The sequence below is a fragment of the Streptomyces sp. DH24 genome (assembly GCF_029813775.1).
In the GTDB taxonomy this organism is placed as follows: domain Bacteria; phylum Actinomycetota; class Actinomycetes; order Streptomycetales; family Streptomycetaceae; genus Streptomyces.
The window spans coordinates 57,413-76,753 of sequence record NZ_JARVKW010000032.1 but is presented as its reverse complement, the minus strand read 5'-3'; the positions used below and the strand labels follow the sequence as shown (position 1 = coordinate 76,753).

The window sequence follows — 19,341 nt, the reverse complement described above, 5'->3', positions numbered from 1 at the left end:
GGGTTTCCACCCGGTCCCGCGCCGTCGTGTGTGTCGGGGCGGTTTCGTCTCTCCCCGCTCCTTTTGCCAAGGGTTAACCCGCGCCTCTTGACGGCCGCTTGATGGCGTTCTCAATATGTTCCTCATCGCGCAACCCATCGTGCACTGCGCAACAGCAGAGGAGCGTGGTCGTGCCACACGAGGTCCGTGCCGTAGTTGCTGTCAAGAAGGGCGCACCCGTCGAGGTGCAGACGATCGTCGTTCCCGATCCCGGTCCCGGAGAGGTGCTCGTGGGCGTGCAGGCCTGCGGGGTCTGTCACACGGATCTGCATTACCGGGAGGGCGCGATCACGGACGACTTCCCGTTCCTGCTGGGGCATGAGGCGGCCGGCACGGTGGAGGCGGTCGGCCCGGGCGTCACCGACCTCTCCCCCGGCGACTACGTGGTGCTCGCCTGGCGGGCGCCGTGCGGCAACTGCCGTTCCTGCCGCCGTGGCCGCCCCTGGTACTGCTTCGACTCCCGCAACGCCACGCAGCCGATGACGCTGCTCGACGGCACCCCGCTCAGCAACGCGCTCGGCATCGGCGCCTTCGCCGAGAAGACGCTGGTCGCGGCTGGTCAGGCGGTGAAGATCAACCCGGCCGCCCGGCCCGAGGCCGCGGGCCTCATCGGGTGCGGGGTGATGGCGGGGTACGGCGCGGCGGTCAACACCGGCAACGTCGGCCGGGGCGACTCGGTCGCCGTCATCGGCTGCGGCGGCGTCGGCAACGCGGCCATCGCGGGCGCCTGCCTCAACGGCGCGATGAAGGTCATCGCCGTCGACATCGACGACAGGAAGCTCGACCAGGCGGAGAGATTCGGCGCCACGCACACGGTCAACTCCCGTGGCACGGACCCGGTCGAGGCGGTCCGCGCGCTCACCGACGGGCACGGCGTGGACATCGCGATCGACGCGGTGGGCCGCCCCGAGACGTTCCGGCAGGCCTTCTACATGCGCGACCACGCGGGCCTGCTCGTCCAGGTCGGCGTCCCCTCACCGGACCTGAAGGCCGAACTGCCGCTGATCGACGTGTTCTCGCGCGGCGGCGCGATCAAGCCGTCCTGGTACGGCGACTGCCTGCCGAGCCGCGACTTCCCGTTCCTGATCGACCAGTACCTGTACGGCCTGCTGGACCTCAACGCGTTCGTCACGGAGACGATCGCCCTGGACCAGGTGGAGGAGGCGTTCGCGAAGATGCACCGCGGCGAGGTGCTGCGCTCGGTGGTGGTCCTGTGAGCGCGGTCGAAGCGCGGCGGGTCGTCACCTCGGGCACCTTCAGCCTCGACGGCGACACCTCCGACGTCGACAACAACGTCTGGCTCGTCGGCGACGACGAGGAGGTGCTGGTGATCGACGCGGCGCACGACGCCCGTGCGATCCACGCGGCGATCGCCGGCCGCCGGGTCACCGCGATCGTCTGCACCCACGGCCACGACGACCACATCGACGCGGCGCCCGAACTGTCCGACCTGACGGGCGCCCCCGTCCTGCTCCACCCCGGCGACCACGAGCTGTGGTCCCGCACCCACCCCGCCCGCGAACCGCACGGCGAACTGAGCGACGGACGCGTCCTCACCGTCGCCGGGATCGAACTCCGGGTCATCCACAACCCCGGCCACACCTGGGGCAGTTGCTCGCTGTACGCCCCTTCCTCGACGCCGTCTTCACGGGCGACACCCTCTTCCACGGCGGCCCCGGCGCCACCGGCCGCTCCTTCTCGGACCGCCCGACGATCGAGGTGTCCGTCCGCGACCGGCTGCTCACCCTGCCCGGCGGCACCGTCGTCCACACCGGGCACGGCCAGGACACGACGATCGCCGCCGAGCGGCCGAACGTGCCCGTGCCGTAAGGCCCCCGCTCCCGCGTCCCCACCCCCCGAGCGCCGCTCCCGCGCGCTCACTCCCCGGCAAGGAGGGGCATGTCCAGCACCCCCGCCCCCCCGGTCACCCCCGCGTGGTCGTCGTCGGCGCAGGCATCGTCGGCTGCTCGCTCGCCGACGAGCTGACCGCCCGCGGCTGGACCGACGTCACCGTCCTCGAACAGGGCCCGCTGCCCGCGCCCGGCGGCTTCACCTCGCACGCGCCGGGCCTCGTCTTCCAGACCAGCCCGTCGAAGACCCTCACGGCGTTCGCCCGGTACACGGTCGAGAAGTTCGCCTCGCTGGAGGCGGACGGCACGTCCTGCTTCCACCAGGTCGGCGGCCTGGAGCTGGCGACCACCCCCGAACGCCTCGCCGACCTGCACCGCAAGGCCGGCTGGGCCGCCGCGTGGGGCGTGCGCGGCGAGATCGTCGGCGCCGCCCGCTGCAAGGAACTGTGGCCGCTCGTCGACGAGTCCATGGTCCTCGGCGGTTTCCACACCCCCGACGACGGCCTGGCCCGCGCCCTGCTCGCGTCCCGCGCCCAGATGGAACGGGCCACGGAACGCGGCGCCCGTTTCCTGGACCGCCACACGGTCACCGGCATCGAGCGGCAGGACGGCCGGGTCACCGGCGTCGTCACCGACCGGGGCGTCTTCCCCGCCGACCACGTCGTCTCCGCGGCCGGTTCCTGGGGCCCGGTGATCGGCCGCATGGCCGGGATCGACGTACCCCTGCAACCGCTCGCGCACCAGTACGCGAAGACGAGGCCGCTGCCCGAGCTGAGCGGCGCCACCGTCGAGGCATCGAGGCCCATCCTCCGCTTCCAGGACCGCGACCTGTACTTCCGCGAGCACACCGACCGCATCGGCATCGGTTCGTACGCGCACCAGCCGCTGCCCGTGGACCCGTTCGCCGTGCTCCCCTACGACGAGGCGCGCGCCCGGAACATGGACATGCCGTCGTCCTACCCGTTCACCGAGGAGGACTGGGCGCCCAGCTGGGAGGACTGCCGGCGGCTCATCCCGGCCCTGCGCGACTCGGAGATCGAGGAGGGGTTCAACGGCGTCTTCTCCTTCACTCCGGACGGCATGCCGGTCCTCGGCGAGTCGCGCCGGCTGCGGGGCTTCTGGCTGGCGGAGGCGGTGTGGGTGACCCACTCGGCCGGCGTCGCCAGGGCGGTCGCCGAGTGGATGGTCGACGGGCGGCCCTCGGTCGACGTGCGCGAGTGCGACCTCACGCGGTTCGAGGAGGCGCAGCGCTCACCGGCGTACGTCCTGGGCGCGGCTCGCAGCAGTTCGTCGAGGTGTACGACGTCGTCCACCCGCTCCAGCCGATGGAACAGCCGCGTCCGCTGCGCGTCAGTCCCTTCCACGCCCGGCAGGAGCGACTCGGCGCGTACTTCCTGGAGGGCGGCGGCTGGGAACGTCCGCACTGGTACGAGGCGAACGCCCCGCGGTGGAAGAGCGCCGCCTCGTCGAACTGGTGCCAGGGCTGGGTGAGGGACAGATGGTCGATGCCGGTCACGTCCGGTGCGGCCGGGTCGTGCTCGACGGCGGCGAAGTCGGCGCGCCAGCCGGGTAGGTCGGGGCTGCTCGGCGCGCAGAAGAACAGCTCGGTGCCGTCGGGGGCGGCGACCGCGTCGAGCGGGGCGTCGCGCGGGCCGCCGACGAGCCGCCCTCCTTCGAGGAGACCGTGCGGCACGCCTCCGTCGAGCGGCTGGGCGACACGGCCGCCATCGACCACTACGGCACGGAGAACCTCGCCCTCGGCAAACGCATCACCTACGACGTGAAGGCGAACTGGAAGCTGATCGTCGAGAACTTCATGGAGTGCTACCACTGCGCGACGATCCATCCCGAACTGACCGAGGTGCTGCCGGAGTTCGCCGACGGTTACGCGGCCCAGTACTACGTGGGCCACGGCGCCGAGTTCGGCGAGGACGTCAAGGGGTTCACCGTCGACGGCAGCGAGGGCTTCGGCAGGCTCCCGGACGTCGCCGCCGACCAGGACCGGCGCTACTACGCCCTCACCGTGAAGCCGACGGTGTTCGTGAACCTCGTGCCGGACCACGTGATCCTGCACCGCATGTTCCCGCTCGCCGAGGACCGCACGGTGGTCGAGTGCGACTGGCTCTACGCGCCCGAGGTCGTGGCGTCCGGGGCGGACGTGTCCAAGTCGGTCGAGCTGTTCCACCGGGTCAACACGCAGGACTTCGAGGCCTGCGAGCGGACCCAGCCGGCCATGGCGTCCCGGGCGTACCGCCGGGGCGGGGTGCTGGTGCCGAACGAGCACCACATCGGGATCTTCCACGAGTGGCTCCTGGAGAAGCTCGGAGGCGGCCGTGCCTGACCTGTTCATCGACGGCGAGTGGCGGGCCGCGGTGGACCGGCGCACCCGTGAGATCCGGTGTCCCGCCGACGGCTCCCTGGTCGCGGTGGTGGACGAGGCGGGCGGCAAGGACACCGTGGAGGCGATCTCGGCCGCCCGGCGCGCCTTCGACACCGGCCCCTGGCCCCACACCTCCGCCGCCGAGCGCGGTGACCTGCTGCTGCGCGTCGCCGGCCTCCTCGAACGGGACCGCGAGACGCTCGCCCGCGCCGAGTCCCTGGACACCGGCAAACGTCTCGTGGAGAGCGCGTACGACGTCGACGACGTGGCGAACTGCTTCCGCTACTTCGGGCGGCTGGCGGCGACCGTGACCGGACGGGTCGTGGACACCGGGACGGCGGGCGTCGACAGCCGGGTGGTGCACTAGCCGGTCGGGGTGTGCGCGCTCATCACGCCCTGGAACCACCCGCTGCTGCAGACGGCGTGGAAGGTGGCACCGGCGCTCGCGGCGGGCAACACCTTCGTGCTGAAGCCCAGCGAGCTGACCCCGCACACCGCGATCCACCTGATGCGGCTGCTGACGGAGGCCGGGCTCCCGCCGGGCGCCGGCAACCTCGTCCTCGGCGCGGGCCCGGAGGCGGGCGCGCCGCTGGCCGACCATCCGGACGTCGACCTGGTGTCGTTCACCGGCGGTCTGCACACCGGCCGCCGGCTGATGGCGGCAGCGGCAGGCACCGTGAAGAAGGTCGCGCTGGAACTCGGCGGCAAGAATCCCAACGTGGTCTTCGCCGACGCCGACTTCGAAGCGGCCGTCGACATGGCGCTGACGGCGGTGTTCCTGCACTCCGGGCAGGTCTGCTCGGCGGGGGCGCGGCTGTTGGTGGAGGACGCGCTGCACGACCGGTTCGTCGACGAGATCGTGCGGCGGGCCTCGGTCATCCGCCTCGGCGGGCCGTTCGACGAGCGGGCGCGGACCGGGCCGCTGATCTCCGCGGCGCACCGGGCGAAGGTCGAGGCGTACGTCGCGGCGGGCCTTGCCGAGGGTGCCGTGCTGCGCTGCGGCGGGCGACGCCCCGAGGGCGCGGAGTTCGCGGACGGCTTCTACTACCTGCCCACCGTGCTGGACGAGTGCGCGAGCGGCATGTCGGTGGTGCGGGAGGAGTCCTTCGGGCCGGTGCTGACCGTCGAGCGCTTCGACGGCGAGGAGGACGCGGTGCGGCTGGCCAACGACAGCGTCTACGGGCTGGCCGGCGCGGTGTGGACCGGCGACGAGGCGAAGGCGGCGCGGGTCGCGCGGCGGCTGCGGCTCGGCACGGTGTGGATCAACGACTACCCCCCCTACGTGCCGCAGGCGGAGTGGGGCGGTTACAAGCCTTCCGGCTTCGGCCGTGAGCTCGGCCCGGCGGGGCTCGCCGAGTACCAGGAGACGAAGCACGCCTGGCGCAACACCCGTCCCGCGCCACAGGGTTGTTCGGCTGAGCCCCGGCGTACCCGTCGCGCCCCGGACCGCACGAGCCGCTCCCCGGCCCTCCCCTCCCCCCTGCCCCGGCCCTCCAGGAGTCCGCTCATGACGACCACCGCGCAACCCACCGGCCCGGACGGCCGGGCCGGCCAAGAAGACGCGGAACTCGCCGAGTTCGGCTACAAGCCCGAGCTGCGGCGCACGCTCGGCAACTTCCACACCTTCGCCGCCGGGATCAGCTACATCTCGATCCTCACCGGCACCTTCCAGCTGTTCTACTTCGGCTACGGCACCGGCGGCCCCGCGTACTGGTGGTCATGGCCGATGGTGTTCGCCGGCCAGTTCATGGTCGCCCTGTGCTTCGCGGAGCTGGCCGCCCGCTATCCCGTGGCCGGTTCGGTCTACAACTGGTCGAAGAAGATCAGCAATCCACATCTGGGCTGGCTCGCCGGCTGGATGATGCTGATCGCCTCGATCGTGTCGATCGCAGCCGTGGCGCTCGCCTACCAGCTGACGCTGCCGCAAGCCGAAGGTGGACCCGCGGTACTTCACGCACGAGCACGACGTGCGCGTGATGACGTACGGGCTGAGGCTGGGCCGCCGCATCGCGGAGCAGCCGGCGCTGAGCGGCTGGGCGGGCGCCGAGCTGGCCCCCGGGCCGGACGCGCGCACCGACGACGAGCTGCTGCACTACATCCGCAAGACCCACAACACGGTCTACCACCCGGCCTGCACGGTGAAGATGGGCGCGGACGACGACCCCACGGCCCCGCTGGACGCGCGGCTGCGGGTCAAGGGCGTCGAAGGGCTCCGTGTCGCCGACGGCTCGGTGATGCCGGAGCTGGTGACGGTCAACCCGTGCATCACGACGATGATGATCGGCGAGAAGTGCGCGGACCTGTTGAAGGCCGACGGCTGAACAACACCCCGGGGGACGCGGGGAACCGCGCGGCCGGCCGCCACCGACCAGCGGTTCCCCGCGGCCGACGCTACGGCGCGCTGGGCGCCGGCCGCTTGTACATGCGCGTCGCGGTGATCTCGCTGTGCCCGCCCTCCGCACCGGAGGTGTCCCGCGGCAGCCCCGGCCGCAGGTGCTCCTCCACGCTGATGTACTTCAGCCCGGCCCGCAGGTCGGCGTCGTTGCGCAGCCGGATGACCAGCGGGAACTCCGCCAGGGCGGTCGTGTCGAACAGGCCGGTGGTGTACAGCAGCTGGACCCCGAGGGCGTCGGAGACCGCCCGCTGGAGCTCCAGGAGGTACGTCGCGTTGGCGCGGCCGATCGGGTTGTCCAGGAACAGCGTGCCGGCGTGCCGGTGCTTGTCCCGGCCCCGGTCGTTCGAGCGGAGGGCGGCCATCGTGCAGTACAGGGCGATGGCCGCCGTCAGCAGCTGGCCGCCCGAGAAAACGTCGCCCATCTGGCCGACGGGCACGCGCTCGGCGCGCAGCACCGCGTCCGGCTTGAGGATCTCGACGGCCACGCCCTTGGGCTGAAGCGCCGCCGCGACGCCCCGCAGCAGCAGGGACATGCCGTCGCGCCGCAGGTCGGAGTTCTTCTTGACGGCGGCGCGGGTCGCCTCGTCCACGACCTCGCCGAGCCGCTCGGTGAGGGTGGCCTGGTCGGGCTCCTCGAAGCGGATCCGCAGGAACTCCTGCCCGGACCACTCGCCGAGCCCTTCGGGCAGCCGGGACAGCCGCTGCGCGGACCGCAGCGTGGCGAGGGCCGACTCCACGAGCCCGCGCAGGCGGTCCACGATCGAGTCGCGGTTGCGCTCCAGCTGCTCCAGCTCGTCCGTCAGGACCCGCAGGCGGGGCGCGAAGGCGTCCGCCCACTTCTGGGCGTGCTCGGGCAGCGCGGCGGCGGGCAGTTCGCGGATCTGCTGGCGGGCCGGGGTGCGCACCTGTTCGTAGCGCGTGGAGTTGGCGTGCCGGACGAGGACGTCGCTCGCCTCGCGGACGGCGGCCTCGGCGGCCGACAGGTCCGCGGCGCAGCCGCGCAGCGACCGGCGGGCCTCGGCGGCCGAGTGCCGGGCCTCCTCGGGACTGCCCGGGTACGGCTCGGTCTCCTCCTGCTCCTCCTCGGCGGTGTGCTCGCGCAGCAGGTCGCGGAGCATGGCGGCGATCTCGTCGAAGCCGCCGGCCGCGTCCTCGGCCGCGCGGTGGGCGTCGAGGAGTTCGGCGTGCGCCTCGCGGGCCTGCGCCAACGCCTCGGTGCGGGAGGCGAGTTCGGCGCTGGCCGTGCGCAGCAGCGCTTGGGCGTGCTCGGCGTCGCGCGGTACGAGTTCCTCGGGCAGTTCGGTGTGGGCCTCGCCGTCCTCGGGCGCGTGCCGCTCGGTCTCGCCGCGCAGCCGTCCGAGCTGCTCGCTGGCGCTGGACATGCGGGTCTCCAGCAGCTGCACCAGTTCCTCGGCGCGGGCCGCGGCGGCCTGCCGGGAGGGTCCGTCGGAGCCGTCCGGGGACTCGAGGAGCTGTTCCGCGCGGGTGCGGACCTTGTTGCTGAGCCGGTCCAGCTCGGCGCGGGCGGCGCTCTCGTCGCTCTCCGCGCGTGCCTGCTCGGCGCGCAGGTCGGCGCCGACGCCGACCTTCTCGTACACCTGGGAGGCGGCCCGGTAGGCCTCGCGGAGCGCGGGCAGGGACGACTTGGGGGCGGCGGCGTCCTCCGGTACGTCGTCGGGGGCGCCGGCGATCTCGGAGCGCTCGGCGCGCAGCGCACGCGCGGTGCGGCGGGCGTCGTCGGCGGCGCGCTGGGCGGCACGCCGGTCCTCGTCGGCGGCGCGGGCGCGCTCCAGGCAGGACTGGGCGCGGGCCTCCGCCTCGGTGGCCTCGTCGGCGAGTTCCCGCAGCTTGGCCTGCCAGCCCACCCGTTCCCGCAGCCGGAACGCCAGCCCGGCGAGGGCGTCGGCGGCGCGCCGGGCCTTCTGCGCGGCCTCCTGCCGTTCGTCGCGGATCTGCGTGGCCTCGGCGGCGGCCTCCTCGGCCTCGGCCCGCACGGTCCGTGCCTCGGCGAGTTCGGCCTCGGCCTCCGCGGCGAAGGCGCGTGCCTCCTCGGCGGCCCGGGCCAGCTCGGCGAGCCGGCCGGCGGGGCAGCCGGTGCGCCAGGAGGCGAGGCGTGCGGCCCGCACGCGGTCCTTGGCGAGGCGCGCGGCGAGCGCCCGGATCTCCTCGTCGCGCTCGGTGGCGCGGGCGCGCAGCGCCTGCCGCTCCTCGTCGGCGGCGTGCTCGTCGTGCATGGCCGGGTTCGGCGGTACGAGGAAGACGTCGCCGGTGCCGGAGCCGGCGCCCGGGGTGGGGGCGAGCAGGGCGGCGGCGGTGCCGACCGCGACGGCCGACCTCGGCAGCAGCGCCGCGTCGCTCAGCGCGTCCCGGGCGCGGGCGTGCGAGTCGGGGTCGGTGATGATCACGCCGTCGACGAGCTCCGGCCGGGCGGCCAGCACACGCGCGTGGTCGGCGGGGGCGACGGCCTGCGCGAGGTAGCGCCAGCCGGGCAGCGCGGGGATGCCGTGCTCGCCGAGGAACTCGACGGTGGCCAGCACGTCCGGGCCGGGCGGCAGCAGTCCGCCGTCACCGAGGGCGCCGAGGATGCGGGAGTCGTCGGCGGCGGCCGTGCGGAGTTCGAACAGCTGGCGTTCGGCGGACGAGACGGCGTCGTCGAGCAGTCCCCGCAGGTCGTCGGCGAAGCGGTCCAGTTCCTCGGCGGTGAGCGCGCCCGTCCTGGACTCGTCCTGGGCGGCGCTCCCCGCACCGCCGGGCCGGGTGCCGGACGCGCCGTCGCTCCCGGTGCGAGGTCCCGGGACGCCGGCCCGTCCGGTGCCCGTGGTGCCCGGCAGGCCGAGCCGTTCCGCGAGCCGTTCCTCGGCCGCGAGCGCCTCGGCGGTGCGGCGCTCGGCCTGGTGGGCGCGCTCCGCGGCCGTGGCCGCGTCGGAGGCGCGGGCCGCGGTCAGTTCCGCGCGGGTCTCGGTGGCGGCGGTCTCGCGCGCGTGCTCGGTGGCCCGGCGTGCGGCTTCACGGGCGGTGTCCCAGGCGGCGACCGCGGTCTTCTCGGCGTCGCTGGCGGCCAGGGCGGCGCGGGCCGGGTCGGCGTCGGGCGCGCTGTCGTCGAGCCAGCCCGCGCGGACCGCCTCGGCGGTCTCCTGCTGGACCTCGGCCAGGCGCTGCCGCAGGTGCCCGATCTCGCTGCGGGCGCGCTGGGCCTCGGTGGCGGCGGCCGTGGAGTCCCGGTGAGCCGAGTCGCCGACCTCCTGCAGGGCGGCGGAGCGCTCCTCCTCCTCGTTGGCGAGGTCCTCGGCGCTCTGCGCGGCGGCGTGCAGGGCCCGCACGAGGTCGGCGGCGGCCTTGGTGCGGGCGGCGAGGGCGGGTGCCGCGTCCCGCTCGGCCTCCTGGATCGCGGCGGACACGCGCGCGACGCGGTCGGCGGCGGCGCGGTGGCGCAGTACGGCCTCGGCGGCCTGCCAGGCGGCGTGCAGGGTGCGGGCGTCGGCGAGTTCGCGTTTCTGCGCGGCGGCGGCCTTCTCGGCGGCGGCGAGCGCCAGCGAGGCGTGCCGGTAGGCGAGTTCGGCGGCGATGAGGGCGCTGCGCTCGCGCGCGGACTCGGCGTGGGTGACGGCGTACGCGGCGGCCGTGACCCGCTGCGCGAGGTCGGCGGCCCGCGCCCGCTCCCGCACGCCGCGCGCGGACAGCCTGCGGGCCAGGGTCCTCGTGCGGCGCTCGGCGGCGGCGTGCACGTCACGCGCGCGTGAGCGGGCGTCGGCGGCCTCCACGATGCGCCCGAGCAGGTCCACGGAGCCCGCGGTGAAGTCGCGTTCGGCGATGAGTTCGGCGCGGCGGCCGAGCTTGTTGCCGAAGCCGCTGACGAGGTCGGCGAGGCCGTCGGTGTCCCGGGTGTCGGTGACGGCGCGCAGCAGCAGGTCGGTGAAGTCGGAGTCCTTCTTCACGGCGAACAGGCCGGCGGCCTCGCCCTCGTCGGCGTTCATCTCCCGCTGGTAGCGGAAGAGTTCGGGGTCGAGGCCGAGGTCGCCCAGGTGCTCGGTCCAGCGCTCGTGGGTCTCCTCCCAGTGCACCTCCAGGTGCGGGTAGGCCTTCTGGGCCTCGGTGAGGGCGTCGCGGAAGCCCTTCATGGTGCGGCGGCGGCCCTGGGCGCCCGAGACGCCCTCCACGGACGGGCGCACGGCGGTCGACTCGGCGACGGGGAGGTTGTCCAGGCTGAGCCCGGGGCCGGGCCGGAAGGAGTACCAGGCCTCGGCGAACTTCCGCGGGTCGTTGGAGACCTGGCGCCCGCGCCACTCGCTGACCTTGCCGACGACGACGCACTCGCCGGTCAGCACGTGCTGCCACTCCAGCGCCACGTGGCCGCAGTCGTCGGCGAGCAGGAACTTGCGCAGCACGCCGGAACTGGCCCCGCCGAGGGTGTTGCGGTGGCCGGGCAGCATCACCGAGAAGATCAGCTTGAGCAGCACCGACTTGCCGCCGCCGTTCTCCAGGAAGAGCACACCGGCGGGCGCCGGGCGGCGCGGCGGGCCGACCGGCTCCTCCTCGAAGAACTCCGCCTGGGTGGGCGCGGGATCGGGCACGGGCTCGCCCACACCGCGCAGGTCAAGCACGGTGTCGGCGTAGCGCGCACCGGCGGGCCCGATGGAGTAGAGGCGGACCCGGGACAGCTCGTACATGGCGGACTCTCGTAAGTCTTCTTCAGTGGGGGGTCGGGAGGGAGGTCAGGAGGAGTGGAACGGCAGTCCCGCGTCGGCCACCAGCTCCAGGTCGTCGGCATCCTCCGGGGGCAGCAGTGTCGGGGTGCCGTCGGTCACCGGGACGACGCCGAGCTCCAGCAGCTCGGCCATGGCGGCGCTGCCGGCCATGTCGCGCACCTGGAGCTGGTAGCGGGCCGTGGTGCGGTACGTGCCGCCGTTGTCGTCGCCGGTGCGCTGGAGGAAGCCGGAGTCGGTGAGGAAGGCGACGGCCTTGCCGACGATGCCGGTCGTGGAGCCGGCGAGTCTGCGGGCGTCCTTGGTGGCGCCGGTCGCGCTGCGTCTGGCCCAGATCCGCCAGGCGGTCTCCAGGCCGGGGGCGTCGGTGGCCGGGTCGGTGTTCTCGCCCTGTTCCTCGGCGCGCTCCTCCAGACGCCGGCAGGCCTGGCGGACGAACGCGTCGACGCCGTTGACCGTGACGCGCCCGATGTAGCCGTCGTCGGCGAGGTCCTCGGGGCGCGGGAACGCCATGGCAGCGACGGCGAGATGGGCGAGGCCGTGCAGGAAGCGGTCGCCGGAGTCGGCGGACGTGCGGCGGGCGTACTCGCCCATGCGGACGGCGAACACCGAGTCCTCGGCGGCCGTCACGGCCATGCCCGCGCGCGGGGACACCTCCAGGACGACGAGTCCGAGCCCGGTGGCGACGGCGTCGGCGAGCCGCGCGAACGGCGGGTCCTCCCGGTAGCGGCGCAGCAGGTCCGCGTACTCCTGGTCGCGGGCCGGCTGCAGTTTGGGCTGCAGGCCGAAGGCGACGAGCCGCGCCGCGTCGGCGGCGTCGGCGGGGGTGACGGCGGCGCTCGCCGACGGGGCCGCGGGCTCCGCCTCGCTCCACTCGACGTGCTCGGTCACGGTCGGGGCTCCGTGCTGCGCTGGTGCTCACTCATGCTGCTTCCGTCCTGTCCGCCGCCATCCCCGCCGCGTCCAGCAGCGCGGTGCCGACGACGAGGTCGGCGCCGCCGAACTCGGGGTCGTCGAGCTCGGTGCCGTCGTCCACGGCGAAGAGCAGTTTCTGCTCGCCCTGGCGGTAGGCCGTGCCGACCGGCGGGCTGGCCGCGTGGACCGCCAGCAGGGCGACCAGGTACGGCAGTTCGGGGTCCTGCCGGCGGGCCTCGGCGAGCAGGCCGGACAGCCTGCGCGGCGCGTCGTGCGGCAGGTCGAGCAGTTCCATGGCGGCGGCCATCTGCTCCTCGCTGAACCGGCTGTCGTCCGGTGTGGCGATCAGGTCGGGTTCGGGCATCTCGGCGCCGAGGTGCTCGCGCTCCACGGGCGGGGTGAGCAGGAGGTCGACGAGGTCGCCGACCCGGACGGACACCGGGGTGCGCAGTCCGGTCCCGCGGGCGAAGAAGGCGTCGGTGACGCGGATGGCCTGCTCCAGTGGGAGCGGCAGGACGGGCGCGACGAGCTGCCCGTACAGGTCTATCCCGGCGATGCCCGTGGGCGTGGCGAAGGCCTGCCGGTCCTGTTCGGCACGGAACAGGGGGCCCGCCTCCAGCAGCCGGGACTGGAGCTGGGTGTGGCGGCGGATGCAGTCCTTGACGATGTCGACCAGCTCGGCGGCGCGGCGCTTGTGCTCGGGGTCCTCGGACTCGTCGCGTGCCTTGCGGATGTTGGTGAGGATCGCGTTCTCGTGGCGGTAGCGGTCGGCGACGTGGTCGAGGGCCTCGGCGATCATGTCGGGGACGGCGTTGAGCCAGTCGACCGCGCGGACGTTGCGCCGGGTGGCGTCGAGGGCCCTGCGGAGGGTCTCGGAGTACTGCACGGTGCGGTAGCGGGCCTGCTCGGCGGCGAGCTGGGCGTCGGCGAGCCGGCCGCGGCTGATCAGCACCTCCAGCTTGACCTCGGCGGCGATCTGCGCGCTGGTGACATCGGTGTCGAGGGCGCCGACGAGGACGTTGACCGCTTCGTCCGTGGTGCGGAGGTAGACGGCGCCGCCGGGGCCGGGGACCTCCTCGATCAGCTTGAAGTCGTAGTCGCGCCGCATGTACGTGCCGTCCGGTCCGAACGTGCCGTACACGGCGCGGAAGCCGCGGTCGACGCTGCCGACGTTGATCAGGTTCTCCAGGACCCAGCGGGCCACGCGCTCGTGCTCGGCTGCGGGGCGCCGGGGGGCCTGGGCGGCGACGCGCGGGACGAGGCGGGCCACTATCTGGTCGTGGTCGGCGCCCGTGTCGAAGTCCATGTTGAGTGTGACGAGGTCGATGGCGGCGAGGGCGACCTCCGCCATGCCGTACACCGAGTACTCGCCCGCGAGGTTGGCCTTGCGGGTGTCCAGGTCGTGCAGCGGGGCGGTGCAGGCGAGCGCGCGCAGGCGCCGCGCCAGTCCTTCGTCGGCGGCCGGGCCCGGCGCGGGCCGCGGCCCCGCGCTGAGCTGGGGCGGAACGCTGTCCGTCGATGCAGGCGAAGTCACGGTGCACAGACTAGGTCCTCGGTCTGACAACGACCCAAACGACGCAGATGCGCCCCGGCGTCACGGTTGTCGCACCGGCACCGCGCGGGTCCCCGAGCAGGGCCGGACGGGCGGTCAGTCGTCCTCGCCGACCCGCCGCCGGTAGACGTCCACGACCCGTTCGAGGGAGTCGCCGAGGTAGCCCGCTAGCAGTTGTTCGGCCTTGTCCCGGTCGCCGGCCCGGAGGGTGTCGAGGAGTTCGGCGTTGCGGGCCATGTACGGCTCGTGCAGGGCGCGCGGGTCGTCCACCACGTGGAAGGCGAGGCGGAGTTCGGCGAAGACGCTGCGCATCAGTTCGTCGGTGCGTTCGCTGCCGGCCAGGGCGACCAGTTCCCGGTGGAAGTGGATATTGGCCGTACCCACTCCTTTCCAGTCACCTTCGCGCGCCGCGCGCCGCCCGCCCTCGACGGCCTCGGTGAGCCCGTCCAGGCCGTACGGCGGCTCCCCGAGGCCGCGGACGACGGCGCATTCGACGAGGGCGCGGGTGCGGTAGATGTCCTCGACGTCCTCGACGGTCAGGACCCGGACGAACACGCCCCGGTTGAGCTCGTGGACGAGCAGGCGTTCGTGGGTGAGCAGTCGGAACGCCTCGCGCAGCGTGTTGCGGGAGACGCCGAGCGCGCCGCCGATGCTGTCCTCCGAGAGCCGGGTGCCGGGCGGGAAGAACCCTTCGGCGATACGGGTCCTGAGGATGTCCGAGACCCGCTCGGCGGTGCTGGTGCGGCCCAGGAGGGCGCGGTCGTCGGCCAGTCCGCTCAGCTGCTCTGCCATGCCCGGAATTCAACCGCAGACACGAGGACGAAACAACAGGGGTATTGAAGGATCGTTCAACGATCCTCTACCTTGCTACGCACGGCGCCGCTCCCTCACCGCGGCGCCGACCGCTTCCGCACGGCACGGCTCAGTTCCCAGCACCCTCCGTCCTCCCACTGCGAGGTGCACATGAGCACGACCCCTCCACCGCGGGCCCTGACGACCGCCGGCCCACCCGGCCCGGGCGAGCGCCCCTGCGACGACGGCGCCCTGGGCTGGCTGCGCGCCCTGGGCCCGCGCGGCCGGCGCGCCTTCGCGGGCGCGTTCGGCGGCTACGCCCTGGACTCCTACGACTACTTCACGCTGCCGCTGAGCATGGTCGCCCTGGCCGCCTACTTCGGCCTGGACAGCGGCCAGACCGGCCTGTTCACCACCGTCACCCTGGTGGTCTCCGCGGTGGGCGGCGCCCTCGCGGGCGTGCTGGCGGACCGGATCGGCCGGGTGAAGGCACTGCTGATCACCGTGATCACGTACGCCGTGTTCACCGTGGCATGCGGTTTCGCGCCCAACTACGAGACGCTGCTGGTGTTCCGCGCCCTGCAGGGCCTCGGCTTCGGCGGCGAGTGGGCGGTCGGCGCGATCCTGGTCGCCGAGTACGCGAGCGCCAAGCACCGCGGGCGCACGCTCGGCGCGATCCAGAGCTCCTGGGCCGTCGGCTGGGCGCTGGCCGCGATCGTGTACACGCTGGTCTTCTCGCTGGTCGACGAGGACCTGGCCTGGCGCATCATGTTCTGGACCGGCGCGATGCCCGCGCTGCTGGTGGTCTGGGTGCGGCGCAGCGTCCACGACGCCCCGCAGGCGGCCCTGGCGCGCGAACGGAGCACCGGGAAGGGCTCGTTCGCGGCGATCTTCCGGCCGGGCACGGCCGCGTCGCCCGGGCTGTTGCGCACGACCGTGTTCGCGGTCCTGCTGTCCACCGGCGTGCAGGGCGGCTACTACACCCTGGCGACCTGGGTGCCCACCTACCTGAAGACCGAGCGCGGGCTGTCGGTCGTCGGCACCGGCGGCTATCTCACGTTCCTGATCTCGGGCGCCTTCGTCGGCTATCTGACCGGCGGTTACCTCACGGACCGGCTCGGCAGGCGCCGCAACATCTGGCTGTTCGCCCTGCTGTCGGCGATCTGCATCCTGGCGTACGCGAACATCCCGGCCGGCGCGGACACCCTGCTGCTGGTGCTCGGCTTCCCGCTCGGGTTCTGCATGTCGGCGATCTTCAGCGGATTCGGTTCCTATCTGAGCGAGTTGTACCCGACGGCGGTGCGCGGCACGGGCCAGGGCTTCACGTACAACACCGGCCGCGCGGTCGGCGCCGTCTTCCCGACGACGGTCGGTTTCCTGGCCGACAGCTGGGGCGTGGGCGGGGCGCTGGTCTTCGGCGCGATCGGCTACGGGCTCGCGGCGCTGGCGCTGCTGGGTCTGCCGGAGACGCGCGGGAAGGAGCTGGCGTGAACCGCACGGAAGACCGCCCCCTGGCCCTCGTCGACGAGCACGCGCACGCGTGGAGCCCGAAAGCGGCACGCGCCCGGTTCCGCGCGGGCCTGTCGGGTCCCACGGCCGGCGTCGCGGCGGGCCACACCCAGGCCAACCTGATCTCGGTGCCCGCCGACTGGGCCTACGACGTACTGCTGTTCTGCACGCGCAACCCCAAGCCGTGCCCGGTGCTCGACGTCACGGACGCCGGGTCGTACCGGACGGCGCTCGCGGACGGCGCCGACCTGCGCACCGACCTGCCGCGCTACCGGGTGTGGCGGGACGGCGAGCTGGTGGACGAGCCACGGGACGTACGCGCGTACTGGCGCGAGGATTTGGTGTCGTTCCTGATCGGGTGCAGCTTCACCTTCGAATGGGCACTGGCCGAGGCGGGCGTACCGCTGCGCCACATCGACCAGGGGCGCAACGTGCCGATGTACAGGACGAGTTGGCAGTGCCGGACGGCGGGCCGGCTGCACGGGCCGCTGGTGGTGTCGATGCGCCCGGTGCCGCCGGAGCACCTGTCCGCCGCGATCCGCGAGAGCAGTCTGCTCCCGGCGGTGCACGGCAGCCCGGTGCACTGCGGTGACCCCGCGGGGCTCGGGATCGCCGACCTGGGCCGCCCCGACTACGGCGACCCGGTGGACCTGGAACCGGACGACATCCCGGTGTTCTGGGCCTGCGGAGTCACCCCGCAGGCCGCCGTGACGGCCTCGCGCCCGCCGTTCGCCATCACCCACGCGCCGGGACAGATGTTCGTCGGCGACACCCGCGACGAGCAGTACCGCGTGGCCTGAGAAGGAGACTCCACGAAACCATGACCTCGATCGATCTCAACGCCGACCTCGGCGAGGGCTTCGGCCGCTGGCGCCTGACCGACGACGAACAGCTGCTGTCCGTCGTCACCAGCGCCAACGTGGCCTGCGGCTTCCACGCCGGGGACGCGGCCACCATGCGCCGGGTGTGCGAACAGGCGGCCGAGCGGGGGGTGCGGATCGGCGCCCAGGTCTCCTACCGGGACCTGGCCGGATTCGGCCGGCGCGCGATGGACGTGCCGGCCGGCGAACTGACCGCCGAAGTCGCCTACCAGATCGGCGCCCTGGAGGTGTTCGCCCGCGCCGCGGGCGCGCGCGTGGCCTACGTCAAGCCGCACGGCGCGCTCTACAACCGGGTCGTGCACGACGAGGAGCAGGCCGGCGCGGTCGTGGACGGCGTGCTCCTCGCCGGCGGCGCGCTGCCCGTCCTCGGGCTGCCCGGTTCCCGCCTGCTGGAGCTGGCCGGCAAGGCCGGGCTGCCGGTCGTCCCGGAGGCGTTCGCCGACCGCGCGTACACCGAGGAGGGCACGCTCGTGCCGCGCGGCCGGGACGGCGCCGTGGTCACCGACCCGGAGACCGTTGTGGAGCGCTCGGTGAGCCTCGCCCGGTCCGGGGTGGTCACCGCGCACTCCGGGACGCCGATCGAGGTACGCGCGCGTTCCCTGTGCCTGCACGGGGACACTCCGGGCGCGGTGGACCTGGCGCGGCGGGTCCGGGACCGGCTGGCGGCCTCGGGGGTCCGGGTGGAGGCCTTCGTATGAGGGTGCTGCCGGTCGGCGACACCGCCCTGCTGGTCGAGGTCGCCTCGGGCGAGGAGGCCGAGGCGCTCCACGCGGAGCTGCTGCGCCGCCGCGCGGAGGGCTCGCTGGCGGCCCGCGAGATCGTCCCCGCGGCCCGTACGGTCCTCCTCGACGGCGTCGCCGACCCGGCCCGGCTGGCGTCCGAGCTCACCGCCGCCGAGGTGCCGCCCGCTCCGCCACGCGCGCGTGAGGTGATCGAACTCCCGGTCCGCTACGACGGCCCCGACCTGGCCGACGTCGCCGCGCTGTGGGGCGTGCCGGAGGAGGAGGTGGCGCGCGTCCACGCGGGCACCGAGTTCCGCGTGGCCTTCTGCGGTTTCGCGCCCGGCTTCGGCTACCTCACGGGACTGCCGGCGCGCTACGACGTGCCGCGCCGGGCCACGCCCCGCACGGCCGTCCCGGCCGGTTCGGTGGCGCTGGCCGGGCCGTACACGGGCGTGTACCCGCGCTCGTCGCCTGGCGGCTGGCAGTTGATCGGTACGACGGACGCCGTGCTGTGGGACCACGCACGCGTGCCGGCCGCGCTGCTGTCACCGGGCACGCGCGTGCGCTTCGTTCCGGTGAGCGCCGGGAACACGCCGGACCGTCCGGGGTGCGGGCCCGGTGACGCCGTGGACGGCGCGGCGGACGCGTCCGGGGGCGTGGCTCCGGCCGGCCGGTCGGGGGCGGCATGACCGACCGCGCGCTGTCCGTCGTACGGGCCGGGGCGCTGACGACCGTTCAGGACCTCGGGAGGCCCGGGCACGCCCACCTCGGGGTGCCGCGGTCGGGGGCGCTGGACCGGCCCGCCGCGGCGCTCGTCAACCGGCTGGTCGGCAACGCGCCGGACGCGGCCGTGCTGGAGACCACCCTCAACGGCTGCGCGGTACGGCCCCGTTCGGCGCTGACGGCCGCCGTCGGCGGCGCCCCCTGCCGGGTCGCCGTGGACGGCCGCCCGGTCGCCTGGGGCGCGCCCGTGCACGTCCCGGCCGGGGCGCTTTTGGAGGTGGGAGCGGCCACCGCGGGCGTACGCGCCTATCTGGCCGTGTCCGGTGGCGTCGCCGTCGAGCCGGTGCTCGGCAGCCGCTCCACCGACCTGCTGTCCGGCCTCGGCCCGGCACCGCTGACGGACGGCGCGGTGCTGCCGCTGGGCACCCCGGCGGGCCGCCACGCGTGCGTGGACGTCGCGCCGCAGCCCGCGCCGCCCGCCGAACTGGTGCTGCGGGTGACACCGGGACCGCGCCACGACTGGTTCACGCCGCAGGCGCTGGAGACGTTCACCTCGCGCGCGTACCGGGTGTCGGCGGCGAGCAACCGCATCGGCCTGCGCACGGAGGGACCCGCCCTGGAGCGGGCCCGCGCGGGTGAACTCCCCAGCGAGGGCATGGTCCTCGGCGCCGTCCAGGTGCCGCCCGACGGCAGGCCGGTGGTGTTCCTCGCCGACCACCCCACCACCGGCGGCTACCCGGTGATCGCGGTCGTCCGCGCCGCCGACCTCCCGGCCGCCGCCCAGGCGGTCCCGGGCACACCGGTGCGGTTCGTCGCGGTACGCCGCCGCTGACGCCCGGCCTTCACGACGCCCGGCCTTTACGACGCCCCGCCCAGGCGC

General features: G+C 74.1%; 10 protein-coding genes and 7 pseudogenes. 12 read left to right on the top strand and 5 right to left on the bottom strand.

Annotated elements, in window-relative coordinates; genetic code table 11:
• Positions 1-170 precede the first annotated feature (170 nt).
• The 3 genes and pseudogenes from QC282_RS23875 to QC282_RS23865 all read left to right on the top strand — a co-directional run.
• Positions 171-1,256 carry an S-(hydroxymethyl)mycothiol dehydrogenase gene (locus QC282_RS23875; RefSeq protein ID WP_279551599.1) on the top strand — a complete coding sequence of 362 codons (1,086 nt, stop codon included), beginning with the start codon at positions 171-173 and terminating at the stop codon, positions 1,254-1,256.
• Positions 1,253-1,869 (top strand): annotated as a pseudogene (locus tag QC282_RS23870) (MBL fold metallo-hydrolase). Before QC282_RS23875 ends, QC282_RS23870 begins: the two are co-directional and overlap by 4 nt.
• Positions 1,870-1,973: 104 nt before the next feature.
• Positions 1,974-3,334, top strand: a pseudogene (locus tag QC282_RS23865) (FAD-dependent oxidoreductase); the annotation flags it as partial.
• Here the strand turns inward: QC282_RS23865 and QC282_RS23860 are convergent.
• Positions 3,334-3,540, bottom strand: a pseudogene (locus QC282_RS23860) (sugar phosphate isomerase/epimerase and 4-hydroxyphenylpyruvate domain-containing protein); the annotation flags it as partial. The pseudogenes QC282_RS23865 and QC282_RS23860 sit on opposite strands and share 1 nt — an antisense overlap.
• A 3-nt stretch (positions 3,541-3,543) precedes the next feature.
• On the opposite strand from QC282_RS23860, the pseudogene QC282_RS23855 reads away from it, so the two are divergent.
• From QC282_RS23855 to QC282_RS23840, 4 pseudogenes are all read left to right on the top strand, one after another.
• Positions 3,544-4,230, top strand: a pseudogene (locus QC282_RS23855) (RHO alpha subunit C-terminal catalytic domain-containing protein); the annotation flags it as partial.
• Positions 4,223-5,674 (top strand): annotated as a pseudogene (locus tag QC282_RS23850) (aldehyde dehydrogenase family protein); the annotation flags it as partial. The pseudogenes QC282_RS23855 and QC282_RS23850, both read left to right, overlap by 8 nt.
• A gap of 102 nt (positions 5,675-5,776) precedes the next feature.
• Positions 5,777-6,178: pseudogene (locus QC282_RS23845) on the top strand (APC family permease); the annotation flags it as partial.
• A 16-nt stretch (positions 6,179-6,194) separates the two neighbouring features.
• Positions 6,195-6,590 (top strand): annotated as a pseudogene (locus tag QC282_RS23840) (GMC oxidoreductase); the annotation flags it as partial.
• Positions 6,591-6,660: 70 nt separating this feature from the next.
• Here the strand turns inward: QC282_RS23840 and QC282_RS23835 are convergent.
• From QC282_RS23835 to QC282_RS23820, 4 genes are all read right to left on the bottom strand, one after another.
• Entirely contained in the window at positions 6,661-11,331 is a 4,671-nt protein-coding gene (locus QC282_RS23835; RefSeq protein ID WP_279551598.1) for a hypothetical protein, read from the bottom strand.
• 45 nt (positions 11,332-11,376) lie between these two features.
• Positions 11,377-12,258 (bottom strand): hypothetical protein, encoded by an 882-nt coding sequence (locus tag QC282_RS23830; protein WP_279551597.1) that lies wholly within the window; start codon positions 12,256-12,258, stop codon positions 11,377-11,379.
• Positions 12,259-12,289: 31 nt separating this feature from the next.
• Positions 12,290-13,816, bottom strand: coding sequence for a hypothetical protein (locus QC282_RS23825; RefSeq protein WP_279551596.1), 1,527 nt, complete (start codon positions 13,814-13,816; stop codon positions 12,290-12,292).
• Positions 13,817-13,930: 114 nt separating this feature from the next.
• Positions 13,931-14,626, bottom strand: coding sequence for a GntR family transcriptional regulator (locus QC282_RS23820; protein ID WP_279551595.1), 696 nt, complete (start codon positions 14,624-14,626; stop codon positions 13,931-13,933).
• A 171-nt stretch (positions 14,627-14,797) separates the two neighbouring features.
• On the opposite strand from QC282_RS23820, the gene QC282_RS23815 reads away from it, so the two are divergent.
• From QC282_RS23815 to QC282_RS23795, 5 genes are read left to right on the top strand one after another with little or no spacing between them, the layout of a single operon-like run.
• Entirely contained in the window at positions 14,798-16,117 is a 1,320-nt protein-coding gene (locus QC282_RS23815; RefSeq protein WP_279551594.1) for an MFS transporter, read from the top strand.
• A complete protein-coding gene (locus QC282_RS23810) occupies positions 16,114-16,935 on the top strand; it encodes a putative hydro-lyase (RefSeq protein ID WP_279551593.1) in 822 nt (273 codons plus the stop codon). The genes QC282_RS23815 and QC282_RS23810 overlap by 4 nt, the downstream gene beginning before the upstream one ends.
• Before the next feature lie 20 nt (positions 16,936-16,955).
• Positions 16,956-17,714 (top strand): LamB/YcsF family protein, encoded by a 759-nt coding sequence (locus tag QC282_RS23805; RefSeq protein WP_279551592.1) that lies wholly within the window; start codon positions 16,956-16,958, stop codon positions 17,712-17,714.
• Complete coding sequence (locus tag QC282_RS23800; RefSeq protein WP_279551591.1) at positions 17,711-18,427, top strand: allophanate hydrolase subunit 1; 717 nt, start codon at positions 17,711-17,713, stop codon at positions 18,425-18,427. The genes QC282_RS23805 and QC282_RS23800 overlap by 4 nt, the downstream gene beginning before the upstream one ends.
• Entirely contained in the window at positions 18,424-19,293 is an 870-nt protein-coding gene (locus QC282_RS23795; RefSeq protein WP_279551590.1) for a biotin-dependent carboxyltransferase family protein, read from the top strand. The genes QC282_RS23800 and QC282_RS23795 overlap by 4 nt, the downstream gene beginning before the upstream one ends.
• The last annotated feature ends 48 nt before the right edge of the window (positions 19,294-19,341 follow it).